Genomic DNA, 14,578 nt, shown 5'->3' with positions numbered 1-14,578 from the left:
TAAAAAAGAAAAAGGGCTGCGAAAGCAGCCCTTTTCGTTTTTATTAAGCTTCTTGTGCAACTACTGGGTATACGCTCACTTTTTTCTTGTCGCGGCCGTAGCGCTCAAAGCGCACAACGCCGTCGATTTTAGCGAAAAGTGTATCGTCTCCGCCACGTCCAACGTTTTCTCCTGGATAAATTTTAGTACCGCGTTGACGGTATAAAATTGAACCACCAGTAACTTCTTGGCCGTCTGCACGTTTAGCGCCAAGGCGTTTAGATTCTGAGTCACGTCCGTTTCTCGTTGAACCTACACCTTTTTTGGATGCGAAAAACTGAAGATCTAATCTTAACATTCTGTCCCACCTCCTAAGCTGTGAAGGTTATTTTAATATATTCTTCATAGTCTTGTTCAATCGTTTTTAACGAAACAATCATGCTGCGAAGGAGCAGTTGCACCTTTTCATCTGTTTTCCCGTCAAGGTCATCCGCTAAACCGACTTTTAAATAGCCGCTTTCCGACTGCGTGATTTCCGGTTCAATTCCGGTAAGTTCCATAATGGCGTTCACTGCTCCAAATGAAACAGCAGATGCGCCGGCACATACCAGGTCTTGCCCATGTTCAGCGAAGTCCGCATGTCCTGACATCTCAAATGACGAAATGCGACCTGACGTCTCTTTAATTTTAACTTTGATCATCCTTACAGGTTGATCGCGTCAACAGTCAATTTTGTGTATGGTTGACGGTGACCTTGCTTTTTACGGTAGTTCTTTTTAGCTTTGTATTTGAAGACAGTGATTTTTTTCTGTTTGCCGTGTTTTTCAACTTTAGCTGTAACAGTAGCTCCTTCAACAAAAGGAACACCCACTTTAGTGTCATCTCCACCTACAAATAGAACTTTGTCAAATGTGATCGTGTCACCAGCTTCTCCGTTCAATTTCTCAACGTAGATCTCCTGACCCGCTTCAACTTTGATCTGTTTACCACCAGTTTCAATAATTGCGTACATATCCTTGCACCTCCTCTTAGACTAAGACTCGCCTATCCAGGTGATCCACATTGCTGCGAATGCTTGCTGACCCGGTTCGAGCGGTTGTAGCACAGGTGCGCTACAAACATAACATTAAAATAATATCACGCCGGAGCTAGTGGCGTCAATAGATATTGTTGGATTGGGTGGGAATGGGTTGAGAATTTATTAGTTAAGTAAGGAATTGGATTGGTTTGGGTGGAAATGGGTCTGGTTTGAGCGGTAATGAGTTAGTTATATGTTCAAATGGACTTGTCGAACAGTGAATTGGTTGAAATCTGTAGTTGAGTTCTTGAAAAGGCGTCTTTGTCCAGGAAGTATTATACATATTTATTTCCGTGGTGCGGCTTGATTGCTCTGAGGTGCGGCTTAAACGAGTTGGGGTGCGGCTTGACCTCTTTGGGGTGCGGGTTAAACCGTTTGGAGTGCGGCTAAGAATAAATCGTCTCAAAATAATCAATAAGTAGCTCCCTTTTTTCAATAATTAGCCTCTTGCCACGATTATTAATTTTAATGGTTGATTTTTCCAGCATTCGATACAAAGTGTATTTATCTTTTATCCCAAGCCAGGTATAAGCGAATTCTGTAGTCAACTCCTCACCAAATAAAACCATATACTCCTGCAAAGCGAATTCGTGAGTATCTGCAGAAACTTTCCCGCATTTATTGCAGCGCCACCTGAGTCTCGACCATTCCATCTTTTGTTTCCCACACCCCAAACACCTCACCCCCACCTCCAAACACTCCCTCGTCAGCTTATGCTTCTCCAAAAGATCAGGACCGTTGAATTGCCCGCGGCTGCGCCGCACTAAGCCCTCAAGACCTTCTACGTTGTGCGCGGTGCGAACGTCCACCATCTTCTCGATATGGAACGGTAGGTAATCAAGCGCAATGACCGAATAGAGTTTCGGCGGCACGGCGACTCTTCCCGAGCGGCTCGACAGCACGATGGTGCCATGGACTTTGCAGCCGAAGAATTTTTCGGAGGCTTTGACTGCGCGGTGGAGCTGGGATTCGGGATTGCGCATGCCTTCGACGCGGCCGTCGATGATCCGGTGGAATTGAAAGTTGATCGAATCGAAATGGAATTCACCGATCATGTTCTTCACTTCGAGCGCGCAGACAAAATTTGGGTGCAGCACGAGAACATCCACTTGTGCGAAACCATCCATATAAGGAAGCCACACGCCTCGAAAGATCTTCGCCTTCTCTACAAGATCCAATTCCCGCTCCAGCAATTCAACTGTCCGCTTCTCGCCTGCCGCTCCCGCCAGAGACCTTTTCACTTCGCCAAACATCTTCACTTTTGCCGGATGACCCACCGGCAACCGATCATATAACACCATCCCTTTCAACATATGAACGTCCAACCCGCACCCCTTTTCATATTTCGAACTCAACCTTATCAATTGCGCTTTGTTAGTGAAGTATTTATTCCATTGATAAAACACAAAAACCCCCACAAAATTCTGTGAGGGTCGCATGATGAAAAATTTTATTTAGCAAAAATAGCCTTAATCTTCGAAAACACACCGGTACTCTGTTTATCCATCGTCATCAGCGGCACGGATTCGCCGAGCAGGCGGCGGGCGATGTTGCGGTAGCCCATGGCGGCCGGGTTGGCCGGGTTCATGACGACGGGTTCACCGCGGTTCGAGCTGGAGATGACGCTTTCGTCATCGGCTACGATGCCAAGGAGGTCGATGGACAGGTGGGTCGTGATTTCGTTGATGTCGAGTGCTTCGCCGGCTTTCATGAGATGCTGGCGAATGCGGTTGATGATGAGTTTTGGCGGCTCGATGTTTTCTTCGAGCTCGAGCAGGCCGATGATGCGGTCGGCGTCGCGCACGGCTGAAATTTCAGGGGTGGTGACGACGATGGCGCGGTCAGCACCGGCGACGGCGTTTTTATAGCCTTGCTCGATGCCGGCCGGGCAGTCGATGATGACGAAATCGTAGTCTTTTTTGAGTTCGGTCACGAGTTCCTTCATCTGCTCCGGATTGATGGCGTTCTTGTCAGTCGTCTGGGCGGCTGGCAATAAATACAGCATATCTTCAAAACGCTTGTCTTTGACGAGAGCCTGGTGCACTTTGCAGCGGCCTTCGAGAACATCGACAAGGTCATAGATGATGCGGTTTTCAAGACCTAAGATAACATCAAGATTGCGCAGGCCGATATCGGTATCGATCAGGCAAACCTTTTTCCCTTGAAGAGCCAATGCAGTGCCGAGATTGGCGGTTGTCGTCGTTTTACCGACGCCCCCCTTGCCTGATGTTATGACGATTGCTTCTCCCACACTAGCTTCCTCCTTTAAACGTTGAAATTTGCGGTCGGATGTACCGCAATTCCTGCAGACGGTCGATGACGATGTTCTGGCCGTTGCTATGTAAATATGCGCATTCCATTTCGGGCTGTTCGGACAGCACCGACAATTCGTCGGTCATCGTCTCGATGGAATCGTCGATCATCAAATGAGTCGCCTCAAGCCAGGACGCGGCAATGACAGCCTCACGGTTGCCGTTCGCGCCTGCATGGGCGATTCCTTTAAGACGGCCCAGCACGTAGATATTGCCGCCGGCCACAACACGGCCGTTCGGGTTGACATCGCCGACTACGACGAGGTCCCCTTCAGCTTTCACTACCTGCCCGGAACGCACGATGCCGACATAAGTCTCGGACTGGCGTTCCTGGATCCGTTTATTGCTTTCTTCGACGGAAATCACTTCACTGCGCATCTTCGACACCCGCAGATGCGAGTTGTTCTGGATGGTTGCGACGACTTCCTTATATTGAGCTTCGGTGCAATAGCGATAGCCCAGATGGAGCTGCACTTCGGCGCTGCCATCAAGCGCAGGGTCCGAAACCTTGGCCTTCAGTTCGTTCAGCATGTCCGTGTAGTCGCACTGATCGTCGAGCTGCAGCACAAGGCCTTCTTTCGTTCCTCTTATTTGGACAAGATTCTTCAAAAATACGTCACCTGCGCTTTCAAATTAAATACCTGAGTATAAACTTCTTTCCGTTGAGAAAGCATCAAAATCAAATGGTTCCCGCTTTTCATTCGGATTAGACTTTACTGTTTTCACGTTCGATCAACCGCGCGACGATCACTGATTTGAATGCCCAGCCAAGCATGACCAGAAATAAGGAATTGGCGATCATTGTCGGCAAAAGACGTGAAGTCAGGAAGACATCGACCGGCATTGAAGCAAGGGCGATAAATGAAAAGAATAAATACAGCACAAATTCAAAAAGTGCTGTCAGGACCAGTGTCAGGAGAGTGGCAACGATCAGATTACGGTGCACTGACTTGACGATGTAACCCGCGATCAGACACATCATCGGGTACAAAAATGAATATAGTCCAATAATATCAATGAAAAAGACATCGTACAAGAGGCCGAAAAATAAACCGTAGAACATTGCATGTTTGGCATCATAATAGACCGTTACGAAAATCAGGAACATCAATAAAAAACGAGGCACAATATAATAATAAACCCCGTCAAGCTGCAACGGGGAAAATAATCCAAAGACGGGTTCGAGGAAAAACAGGACGAGTGCGATCAGCGGAAGGAGATAACGGATCATGATCCTTCTTCCTCCGTTGCGACGCCCTCATCTTCACCTTTTGTTTCAGGCATTTCACGATCGGCGATCATGACATGGTTCAGCAATGTAAAGTCGGCTGACGGTTTGACATACGCAAGTTTCGTCAGACCGAATTCATCAATGGTGATTTCTGTAATCTCACCGATGATCAGACCTTTGGGGAAAATCCCGCCGAGTCCGCTTGAAACGACCTGCTGGCCGACTTCAAGTTCGATTTGCGCATCAATACGCTTCAATAAGAGTTCGCGGCGTTCAGCGTCATAGCCCTCGATTAAACCGAAGACGCCTTCTTCCCCGCCGATGACCATTGAAGAAACCCGGTAATTGGGGTTTTGTGTTGAGATTAATTCGACAGTGGATGTCGTAGCAGTCACCAATGTGACTTTACCGATCAGCCCCTGAGCCGTCATGACTGCCATGTTTTCCATGACACCATCCGATTCGCCTTTATTCAAAATAACTTTTTCTTCCCATTGATCCGGGTTCCGCGCAATGACGGTTGCCTGGATCGGGTTATAATCCCGCAAGTCGGCTTCCTTGCCGACGATTTCCTTCAATTGATCGTTCTCGGAACGCAGGTCGGTCACTTCCGCTTTCACTGCCGCGAATTCTTCCAGACGGCCTTTCAAATGCTGATTTTCCTTATATGTATTCAAAAGTGAATCAACGTTATCGAATATGCCGGTGACAAAATGCGCCGGGCCGGAAAACAGGGACTGTCCGGCACCTACTGTGTCTTTGATGATCTGTTCCGGAAAGGATACATTGTCGCGATCCCGCAAGGAATAGGAAATTAATGCTACGAGCAGAATAACCCCGAGCATCAACAGAATTAGCCGCTTGTTCGAAAAGAACCTAGACATGGCAGCAATCCTCCTTACTTATTTAGTTGATTGCATGCGACGGATTTGATCAATATTATCAAGTGCTTTGCCTGTGCCGATTGCCACGCAATCCAGCGGGTTTTCTGCAATCAGGACTGGCATTTGAGTTTCATCCGAAATGACTTTATCCAGATTTTTCAGGAGAGCGCCGCCTCCAGTAAGAACGATTCCGCGTTCCATGACGTCAGCCGATAATTCCGGCGGAGTCGTTTCAAGCGTCTTCTTCACGCCTTCAATGATTGAAAGAACGGATTCCTTCAACGCTTCAGCGATTTCTTCGGAAGAAATTTCAATCGTTTTCGGCAAGCCTGTCAACAAGTCGCGGCCGCGGATGTCCATTTTCACCGCTTTTTCTTCCGGTGTAGTGACACGCGCTGCGCCGATTTCCATCTTGATGGCTTCAGCTGTACGTTCCCCGATCGTCAGGTTATACGTTTTACGGATATATTGCGTGATTGCCTGGTCCATCGCATCCCCGGCAACACGGATGGATTCGCTCGTTACGATGCCGCCAAGTGAAATGACCGCAACTTCCGTTGTTCCTCCACCAATATCGACGACCATGGAGCCCATTGGTTCCCAAACCGGAAGACTTGCGCCGATTGCAGCTGCGAACGGCTCTTCGATTGTGAACGCTTCACGTGCGCCAGCTTGACGTGACGCGTCGATGATTGCGCGCTGTTCTACGGATGTGATGCCAAAAGGAACACAGATCATGACGTTCGGCTTTTTCATCGATCCGCCGACTTTCTTCATCGCTTCCTTCATATAATATTGAATCATTGCAGTTGTTGTATCGTAATCAGCGATGACGCCATCACGCATCGGGCGGATTGCCACGATGGATCCCGGTGTACGGCCGATCATATTGCGCGCGTCGTTGCCGACAGCGACGATTTCGCCGGTTTGCGTATTTTTCGCGACAACGGATGGTTCTCTCAGAACAATCCCTTTATTTTTAATAAATACTAGTGTGTTAGCAGTTCCTAAGTCGATTCCTACATCTTTTGATCCCATTCCAAACACGTCAAATCTTCCCTTCTTTATATGCCAAAAAGCCATAGAGTTTACACAATACTACTCATTATAGCTGAAAAGTAAAGAAAGTAACAGTGCTACATATATCCCTTTTCATTTAATGAAATGAACTGATGGTCCCCGATAATGATATGGTCCAATAACTCAATGCCGACAATGCTTCCGGCTTCCATCAGCCGCTTGGTCACCGCGATATCTTCAGGCGACGGCGCGGGATTGCCGGATGGATGGTTATGCGCGCAGACAATGGACGCGGCCGATCGGCGCACCGCTTCCCTGAAAATTTCGCGCGGATGGACGATGCTGGCGTTCAAACTTCCGACAAATATTGTCTGTCTATGCAAAACCTGGTTCTTTATATTCAAAAATAGAACGACAAAATGTTCCTGTTTGAGTGAAGTCATATCCGCCATGAGAAATGAGGCGGCATCTTTAGGGGAACGGATGGTGAATTTCGCATCCGTCTGTTTGGAGGACAGGCGCCTGCCAAGTTCGACAGCGGCCAATAACTGGACCGCCTTCGCCTGACCGATGCCGTTGATGGATGTGAGTTCTTCAATGCTGGCGTCTTTAAGCTGCTGGATCTGTTCAAAATGATTCAGCACTCGGTTCGCCAGATGCAGGACGGACTCCTGCCTTGTACCGGTGCGCAGCATGATGGCGATCAATTCCTGGTTCGACAGGCTCGGCGCCCCCTGATTGACCAGCCGTTCGCGCGGCCGGTCTGCTGTATGGACATCGCGGATCATCAATGACTGTTCCTTCAGCATTCGACACGGCTCCCCGACAGGCTGATGTAACCAGCGTCTGAAAGTTTCCGCGCCAAACGGGCAACCGGCAAGCCGACCACCGTATTGTAATCTCCGTTGATCTTCTCAACAAATAGACCCGACAGCGTCTGGATGCCGTAAGCGCCCGCTTTGTCGTAAGGATCGTCCGTATTCGTGTAGGCTTCGATCCAGTTGTCCGGCAAATTGAAAAAAGTCACTTCAGTCGTCTCGTGGAATTGCATTTCACTGTTTCCGGATTTAATCGCTACGGCTGTAATCACTTCATGGCTTCGGCCGGAAAGTTTGCGCAACGTTGCTATCGCCTGTTTCTTATCTTCCGGCTTTAAGAGGATTTCACCGTCGCATACGACGATTGTATCCGATCCGATGACCACTGCCTCCGGATTCTTTTTCGCGACATCCGCCGCTTTCATTTCCGCACAATTGATGACATAGTTCAGCGCATTCTGGAATTGTTCCGGTTTCGGCTCTTCCTTTTTGCTTGGAATCACACGGAAATCAAATCCGAGCATCTCGAGCAGTTCGCGTCTTCTCGGCGACTGCGATGCCAGGACAACCGGTTGCTGGGGTTTGAAATACATAAAAACGCCTCCTTTTTCTTTCCTTAAGAATACCACCACCCCGACGGCCACTTCAAATTGCGAAAAATGGATTTTGCCGGCTATGGACGATCCAAATATGAAATTTGCGGCAGGCAAATTAAATATCCGGCGGCATCATTGAAAACAGCCATTAAATTTAGCAATTATGACGATTGAACAGCCCTTTTCAAGCTCCAGTAAATTTTCCATTTCAAGCACGTTGTCAAAACAATAAAACATTATCCAATTTTTCCATTATTACTACTTCTTCAAAAGCCTTTATTCCTTCAATCCAAACCTATACAATGGTAACGGATTTTAATTTCTGAAATTTCCTATTTTGAAATAATGAATAGGGAGTTCAAAATTTGAAAAGAGGTAGATTAAATGGAAAAAAAGCGAAAAGGATTCTTCCAGAAGTTCCTGGATGGAATCGAATTTGCAGGCAATAAACTGCCACATCCGGTGACGCTGTTCGCCTTGCTTGCCTTGCTTGTACTTGTGCTGTCAGCCATCATTTCAAGCTTCGGCATCTCGGTCGAACATCCCGGACAGGAAGGCGAAATGGTCGAAGTGAAAAACCTGCTGAATGCGGAAGGCATCCAGTATATCTTCACCAGCATGGTTGATAACTTCATCGGATTCGCACCGCTCGGCGTCGTGCTGGCGACTATGCTCGGAATCGGAATCGCGGAACGCACAGGCTTGATCAGCGCGATGCTGCGCGGATTCGTTTTGTCCGTTCCCCGCTTCCTGATTACAGCTGGACTTGTGTTCGCCGGTATCATGTCGAGTGTTGCATCTGATGCAGGATACGTTGTCCTGCCTCCGCTTGGCGCAGTCATATTCGCGGCGCTCGGCCGTCATCCGCTTGCGGGTCTTGCCGCTGCGTTTGCTGGTGTATCCGGCGGTTTCAGTGCGAACTTGCTGCTGTCGGCAACTGACCCGATGCTCGGTGAATTGACGATTGCCGCCGCGGCAATCATCGATCCGGCGTATGCTGAAGGCATGAATATCGCGATGAACTATTACTTCATCATCGCTTCTGTTTTCGTCCTGACACTTGCCGGTGCATTCGTCACCGAAAAAATCATCGAACCTCGCCTCGGTGAATATAAAGGCGAGTTCCGTGAAGAATTGACAGGCCTCAGCGCCGAAGAAAAGAAAGGCATGCTATGGGCTGCGATTTCATTCCTTATAGCTGCAGCCGCATTTGCCATGCTGATCGTTCCGGAAAACGGAGCGCTTCGAGCTGAAGACGGCGGCATCGTACAATCACCGTTCATGTCGTCACTTGTTCCGATCATCACCATCCTGTTCTTCATCCCTGGCTTGTTTTACGGAATCGCCACAAAGAATATCAAGAACGATAAAGATGTCGCGAGCCATTTGACTGACACGATGGCGTCGATGGGGATGTTCATCGTCCTGGCGTTCACTGCCGGACAATTCGTCGCCTACTTCGCCGAATCGAATATGGGAATGGTCATCGGCGTTTACGGGGCAGAATTCCTGCAAGGCGCCAACTTGACAGGCATCCCGCTGATTCTCGGCTTCATCTTCATCACGGGTGTCATCAACCTGTTCATCGGTTCAGCGTCGGCAAAATGGGCCATGATGGCGCCGGTATTTGTGCCGATCATGATGCAGCTCGGCTATTCGCCTGAACTCACGCAGATGGCTTACCGCATCGCCGACTCATCGACGAACATCATTTCGCCGCTGATGACGTATTTCGCGATCATCATCGCGTTTGCACAGAAATACGACAAGAAGATGGGCATCGGGACATTGATTTCGGTCATGTTCCCGTACTCGATCATCTTCCTGATTGTCTGGTCGATCATGCTGATCGTCTGGATGATGCTCGGTTTGGATCTCGGACCTGGTTCACCATTGCATTATAATAATTAAGGAAATAAATAGAGCCAACTCAGATTTTTCTGGGTTGGCTTTTATTGTGGAGTTTTTTTGTGGGGGTTTTTTTGTGGGGTTTTTATAGACGATATTCCGCAAAACAACTACGCGTTCCGAGGGGCTTGCGCTGAGCTAACTCGGTTTCGTTCCACTTCAACCGAGTGGATCTCAGCACTTCGCTTGCTCCCTCAGGAGTCTTCGTTGTTTTGCTCCATATCTTAGTTTGGCTTCTCTAAATACAAGTGCATGCTAGCTTGATAATTTAATTTATGCATATTAAACAAATTAAGCCCGTACAAGATTATTAGTAATCCAATCAAATCCCCTTTCCGCCTCTCGTAGTTAAGGTATTAATTCTTTCCATTCCAGTAATGATCGGCTTTGCACGCCTTATCAAAGTTTGTGTAGTTTCAAGAGACAGAGATGCTTGATGAGCATTTTCATCTGCCCACACTTCATAAACATAGACAGCGTTGGATTCATCTTCAGCAATACTTACTAAGTAAATCTCGCATTCAGGCAATTTATCCATGGACTCTGCAGCTTCAAGTAAAATACTTACCAATGTGTCCCGCTTGCCATCTTCCACTATAAACTTGCCATATAACCCGAATTTATTCATATTGTCCTCCTTAGTTTAAGTCAATCGTTAAGTGTTTCTACAACAAATCACGATTCTCCTGTAATTGCTTATATTAAAAGTTCTGTTGAGGAAAAATTAACTTCATCAGAAGCAATATAAGTTTCCATACATCAACGCCATTAAAAATAATTTCCCCTTATAAATTACCTTAAAAAATTATGGATAATTTTTCATGTCTATTATCTTTCTCGTGCGGGTATGTCAGTTACAAGAGCAAAAAAGAGTCATTTCAACAAATAGTTGCTATGCATAAACATAAACTCTGCCCCACGAAACGAGGTGCAAGACATGTCTATCCCTGACAATAAGGCTCCCTTGAAAAAATATATATGGCTGCTGATCATCTTGAATGGGCTTGATGGCATCCTGACATACTTCGGTTTGACCCGGGGACTTGTCACTGAAGCCAATCCCTTATTAAGCTCGTTCGCGCCTTTCACGATTCTCGGCATCAAACTTTTCCTATCCGTTTGTTTATTCGGTTTGTTGTTCACGACATTCGCCGGCATACGCAAAACGTTCTGGCGCTATACATTCATTTTCGCCAATGTGCTCTACACCATGATCCTCGCCCTTCATCTGTATTGGCTTCCATTCCTATTCATCTAAAAACTCCCTGAAGATTTCTCTTCAGGGAGTTTATTTACATCCACAAATTCATATACCAATTCAATAAAGGCTCTCCGTAGAAATAAACAATCACAGCTCCCGCCGCAATGGATGGGCCGAACGGAATCGGTGTTTTGCGTCCCTGCTTAGTGACGCGCAAGACGATGATGCCGACAATCGCTCCGATTAAAGATGCGAAGAATAACGTCATCAACGTTCCACCAGTACCGAGCACCAGCCCGATGACGAAAAACAATTTAATGTCTCCGCCGCCCATGCCGCCTTTCGAGACAATCGAAATGAGCAAGAGAATAAGGAAGCCCGTTGCAGCACCGAGCAAACTGTCCCACCACGGATCAAGCGGGATGAAAAATCGCAATCCAAGCAGCAAGATGCCAAACGGCAGCAGCACTTTATCCGGAATCAGCATATAAGCGATGTCCGACACGGTGATGATGACCAGCATTGATACGAATAAAATCGCGATGATCAGTTCAGGTGTGAAGCCGAAATGCCAAAACGATAAGGCGAACAAGCCTGCTGCTATGAATTCCATCAACGGGTAAACCCAGTGGATCTTCTCACCACAGCCGCGGCATTTCCCTTTCAGGAACAGGAAAGAAAAGACCGGCACCAAGTCCAGCGGCGTCAGCCGGCGGTCACACGATGTGCAATGGGAAGGCGGAAACGCGATCGATTCCTTTTTCGGCACACGCAGGCCGACGACGTTGAAAAAGGAGCCGAATACCAGACCGAAAAGATAGAAGAATGCTGTATAAGTTATTGTCATAGGAACCCTCATCACGTTTTGATTTTAGAAAAAAGGAGAAATCATGATGATTTCTCCTTTCAAGGTTTTTCAGGGATCAATAATGTTGTCCCGGTTTTTACGATATAATTATCCATTTTGTTTGCATTGCGGATCAGTTCCACTCCGCTTCGGTCGCCATAGTATGTCTCGGAAATTGAATATAGCGTATCCCCTTTTACCACTCTATGTGCTTTGGCAGTCTGTGCTCCCGCAACCTGATCGTTCGATTCAGCAGAAGCTTCTCCATCAACTGTTACATTAACGTCGACTTCCACATCTGCCTCTTCGTCTTCATCTTCAGCCTTGGCCAAATCGACGCCGTCGTTTTTCGGCAACGGATCGACTTTATTCGCAGGCGGCGGTGCATCGACTTTCGGCAATGTATCGGCGAGCGCGATCAAGTCCGGACGGTAGAATGCTGAGAAGCTCAACGTGACTTCCAGGATATCGTCTTCCGCTTCAACAGTCGTAACTTCACCGTTTGAAGCAAAATCGATGGCATCGATGATCAGGATGCGCTTCATCGATTCGATTTCTTTGATGAATTTCGTGATCCCCGCATAGTCGTCCGTTTCAAAAGCAACGGTCGTCTGGATTTTCTGGACGTTTTCAATGCCTTCGACAGGCGTCATTAACTCAAGCGGCGATTCTGCGATCTGAAGTGATTTTACTTGGGAACGCGACAACAATTCCGCCTGCTCCAATTGAAGGACGATCAATTCCGATAACGGTTCGACCGATACACGTTGCTGCAACTCAGCCGTCGATACGCGCTCTTCTTCCGGCAATGCTTTTACTTGCTCCTGCAAAGCCATCAATACTTCTCTTTCGGATTTAAAGGTCTGTTCCGCCATCATTCGTGCTTCTTTAGCCGGCGTATAGACCATGAAATAGGCATAAGCTGAAATGGCTAAAAGGGATAAAACAGCTATCGCAATCAAGCCATTTTCTTTCTGCTTCTTCGTCAAACTACTCATTTGTATCCCCCTCCGTTTCTTCTGGAGTGGTTTCGGTTTCTTCGATAACTTCGACTTCCACATCTACATCCGCTTCTACATTTTCTTCCGTTTCAGCAGCTGGTGTTTCTTCCAACGGCTCTTCGATGATATTACCTTCAGCGTCAAGCACCGGCAGGCGGTCATCAACGAATACCAATGTGTATGTAGCAAGATATCTCGGCGTTTCGATAGGCTCATCTTCTTTTTTAGTTTCGTCTTCTTCGTCTTCAGTCAATAAGTCGCTTTGACTTTCAACTGAGTCCAAGGAAGCGAAATCAAGAAGTTCTGAGCCTTTCAATTGTGCCAGGTAATACGCAGCGTCACGCGTGGCATCAAATTGGACAGTTAAAGTAGCCGTATTTGGCTCCGCGAATGCAATCTGATCAAAGAATCCACGTGCAGGAAGCAATGCGGACAGTTCTTCCAGCAAAGGAATTGTATCGTATTGATAGCTTTCCGCCCAATCGACAGTCGCTTTCAGCTGCTGTTCTTCATTCATGCCGGCAGTGGCTTCAAGCTGTGCGCGAATTTCGGCTTGCTGCGCAGCAAGTTCAGCGCTTTGCGCCGCCAGAACCGCCTGTTCGGTGTTCTCCGATTTTGCCATAAAGAACAATGCGGCGAAAACGATTAGACCAAGAAGTAAAATAGAAAGCGCCGCAATGAGGAAGGCGGGACGGTCCCGCTCCTTCTGCGGCAATAGATTAATATCAACTAACATATGGTCACACCTCTTTCAGCGCCAGACCGATGGCACGGTTGAAACGTCCAGGGACGTCGTCGCCATGTTCGGTAGTGATGGGTTTCAAAACAATCGGTGATACCGGAATTGAAAAGCGCCCTTCAAAACGGGCTTGGAATGTATACCATTCGTCAAATTCACCATTGCAGAAAATTTTCGTGATGCCGCTCTCGCCTTCATTCATGTTATAACGATAGAAATTAGCCAGCTTCTCCGTCTCAGAAATGATGACATCCATCAATGCGGAAGCATCACCTGCAAACGAACTGTATTCCGACAGGTCAACCGGCCGCATGAATAAAGGAAAATGTTCATGGAAGATGGAGACTGTCATTTTGGAACCTTGCACATCGATGATCAAAATATGGTCGTCTTCAGTGATATCATGCTGCAGATATGCCAAACGGTATAACGCAAGCGGCGTAATATCCGCTACAACGGGCACCAGTTTTGATTCGCTGAACGCTCGCTCAAAATCATGGACGATCGATTCTTTCGAAGCGATGATGATCGCTTCAGGATTTTCCGAATCCGGGTGGTATGGAACCACATCGAAAACGGGATCTTCGAACGGAAGATAAAGCGTTGAGCCGATTTCAATGAAGAAATGACCTTTCAATTCATCAGTTGCAACGTCTTCGGGGTAAGGTACTTTGCGGATAATAACAAATTCGTCAGGGGCGAGGAATCGGACTGACTTTTTGGTGAGACCCCACTGATTGACAGCCTTATCGAGTACCGAGCCGAGCTCTTCGAAATTGGTGATCTTGCCGTCTTCAATGATGCCTGACGGGAGTGGATACTCCTCGGCAAGGCTCAATTGAAGCGGATCGACCGATTTCAAATCGACATGGCGAATTGCATCTTCTTCTATTGTAATGGTCGCAACGCGCGTTTTTCTCGATAAAAACGATAAGGCCATTTGATCAGCTCCTAGAATATTTTA

Annotated in this window: 18 protein-coding genes and 1 other annotated feature; of the genes, 2 read left to right on the top strand and 16 right to left on the bottom strand. The window is 47.4% G+C overall.

Annotated elements, in window-relative coordinates; genetic code table 11:
• Window positions 1–43 precede the first annotated feature (43 nt).
• The 11 genes from rpmA to D2910_RS01055 all read right to left on the bottom strand — a co-directional run bounded on the left by rpmA (window position 44) and on the right by D2910_RS01055 (window position 7,915).
• Window positions 44–337, bottom strand: coding sequence for a 50S ribosomal protein L27 (gene rpmA, locus D2910_RS01105; RefSeq protein WP_084246269.1), 294 nt, complete (start codon window positions 335–337; stop codon window positions 44–46).
• A gap of 13 nt (window positions 338–350) precedes the next feature.
• Window positions 351–680, bottom strand: coding sequence for a ribosomal-processing cysteine protease Prp (locus D2910_RS01100; RefSeq protein ID WP_117312134.1), 330 nt, complete (start codon window positions 678–680; stop codon window positions 351–353).
• Between the two features lie 2 nt (window positions 681–682).
• Window positions 683–991 carry a 50S ribosomal protein L21 gene (rplU, locus tag D2910_RS01095; RefSeq protein ID WP_084246273.1) on the bottom strand — a complete coding sequence of 103 codons (309 nt, stop codon included), beginning with the start codon at window positions 989–991 and terminating at the stop codon, window positions 683–685.
• A 14-nt stretch (window positions 992–1,005) separates the two neighbouring features.
• Window positions 1,006–1,087 (bottom strand) — a sequence feature (ribosomal protein L21 leader region).
• Window positions 1,088–1,443: 356 nt separating this feature from the next.
• On the bottom strand, window positions 1,444–2,382 hold the full coding sequence (locus D2910_RS01090; RefSeq protein WP_117312133.1) for a nuclease-related domain-containing protein: 939 nt from the start codon (window positions 2,380–2,382) through the stop codon (window positions 1,444–1,446).
• A gap of 125 nt (window positions 2,383–2,507) precedes the next feature.
• A complete protein-coding gene (minD, locus tag D2910_RS01085) occupies window positions 2,508–3,308 on the bottom strand; it encodes a septum site-determining protein MinD (protein WP_117312132.1) in 801 nt (266 codons plus the stop codon).
• 1 nt (window position 3,309) lies between these two features.
• Window positions 3,310–3,978, bottom strand: coding sequence for a septum site-determining protein MinC (gene minC / locus D2910_RS01080; RefSeq protein WP_117312131.1), 669 nt, complete (start codon window positions 3,976–3,978; stop codon window positions 3,310–3,312).
• Window positions 3,979–4,075: 97 nt separating this feature from the next.
• The gene (gene mreD, locus D2910_RS01075; protein WP_084246279.1) at window positions 4,076–4,600 is read right to left on the bottom strand and encodes a rod shape-determining protein MreD; all 525 of its coding nucleotides are present in this window, start codon (window positions 4,598–4,600) and stop codon (window positions 4,076–4,078) included.
• The gene (gene mreC, locus D2910_RS01070) at window positions 4,597–5,484 is read right to left on the bottom strand and encodes a rod shape-determining protein MreC (protein WP_117312130.1); all 888 of its coding nucleotides are present in this window, start codon (window positions 5,482–5,484) and stop codon (window positions 4,597–4,599) included. Before mreC ends, mreD begins: the two co-directional genes overlap by 4 nt.
• 18 nt (window positions 5,485–5,502) lie before the next feature.
• The gene (locus D2910_RS01065) at window positions 5,503–6,531 is read right to left on the bottom strand and encodes a rod shape-determining protein (protein WP_084246283.1); all 1,029 of its coding nucleotides are present in this window, start codon (window positions 6,529–6,531) and stop codon (window positions 5,503–5,505) included.
• 89 nt (window positions 6,532–6,620) lie between these two features.
• Window positions 6,621–7,313 carry a RadC family protein gene (gene radC / locus D2910_RS01060; RefSeq protein WP_117312129.1) on the bottom strand — a complete coding sequence of 231 codons (693 nt, stop codon included), beginning with the start codon at window positions 7,311–7,313 and terminating at the stop codon, window positions 6,621–6,623.
• Window positions 7,307–7,915, bottom strand: a complete 609-nt coding sequence (locus tag D2910_RS01055) for a Maf family protein (RefSeq protein WP_117312128.1) — start codon at window positions 7,913–7,915, stop codon at window positions 7,307–7,309. Before D2910_RS01055 ends, radC begins: the two co-directional genes overlap by 7 nt.
• 387 nt (window positions 7,916–8,302) lie before the next feature.
• Between D2910_RS01055 and D2910_RS01050 the strand changes: the two genes are divergently transcribed.
• A complete protein-coding gene (locus tag D2910_RS01050) occupies window positions 8,303–9,829 on the top strand; it encodes an AbgT family transporter (protein WP_117312127.1) in 1,527 nt (508 codons plus the stop codon).
• A gap of 319 nt (window positions 9,830–10,148) precedes the next feature.
• Here D2910_RS01050 and D2910_RS01045 read toward each other — a convergent pair whose 3' ends face one another.
• Entirely contained in the window at window positions 10,149–10,454 is a 306-nt protein-coding gene (locus D2910_RS01045) for a putative quinol monooxygenase (protein ID WP_117312126.1), read from the bottom strand.
• Between the two features lie 309 nt (window positions 10,455–10,763).
• Between D2910_RS01045 and D2910_RS01040 the strand changes: the two genes are divergently transcribed.
• Window positions 10,764–11,084, top strand: coding sequence for a DUF5658 family protein (locus D2910_RS01040; RefSeq protein WP_084246293.1), 321 nt, complete (start codon window positions 10,764–10,766; stop codon window positions 11,082–11,084).
• A 34-nt stretch (window positions 11,085–11,118) separates the two neighbouring features.
• Here the strand turns inward: D2910_RS01040 and D2910_RS01035 are convergent, their stop codons facing one another.
• Genes D2910_RS01035 through pilM form a run of 4 tightly spaced genes read right to left on the bottom strand, consistent with a single transcriptional unit; the run spans window position 11,119 to window position 14,554 of the window.
• Window positions 11,119–11,874 (bottom strand): prepilin peptidase, encoded by a 756-nt coding sequence (locus tag D2910_RS01035; RefSeq protein ID WP_117312125.1) that lies wholly within the window; start codon window positions 11,872–11,874, stop codon window positions 11,119–11,121.
• A 59-nt stretch (window positions 11,875–11,933) separates the two neighbouring features.
• Window positions 11,934–12,872, bottom strand: coding sequence for a LysM peptidoglycan-binding domain-containing protein (locus D2910_RS01030; protein WP_165850122.1), 939 nt, complete (start codon window positions 12,870–12,872; stop codon window positions 11,934–11,936).
• Window positions 12,865–13,611: a fimbrial assembly protein gene (locus D2910_RS01025; RefSeq protein WP_117312124.1), complete on the bottom strand. Its 747-nt coding sequence runs from the start codon at window positions 13,609–13,611 to the stop codon at window positions 12,865–12,867. Before D2910_RS01025 ends, D2910_RS01030 begins: the two co-directional genes overlap by 8 nt.
• 4 nt (window positions 13,612–13,615) lie before the next feature.
• Window positions 13,616–14,554 (bottom strand): type IV pilus biogenesis protein PilM, encoded by a 939-nt coding sequence (gene pilM, locus D2910_RS01020; protein ID WP_117312123.1) that lies wholly within the window; start codon window positions 14,552–14,554, stop codon window positions 13,616–13,618.
• Between the last annotated feature and the right edge of the window lie 24 nt (window positions 14,555–14,578).

Source organism: Planomicrobium okeanokoites, assembly GCF_003428875.1.
Lineage (GTDB): Bacteria > Bacillota > Bacilli > Bacillales_A > Planococcaceae > Planococcus > Planococcus okeanokoites.
This window is presented reverse-complemented; position numbering and strand designations above follow the sequence as displayed.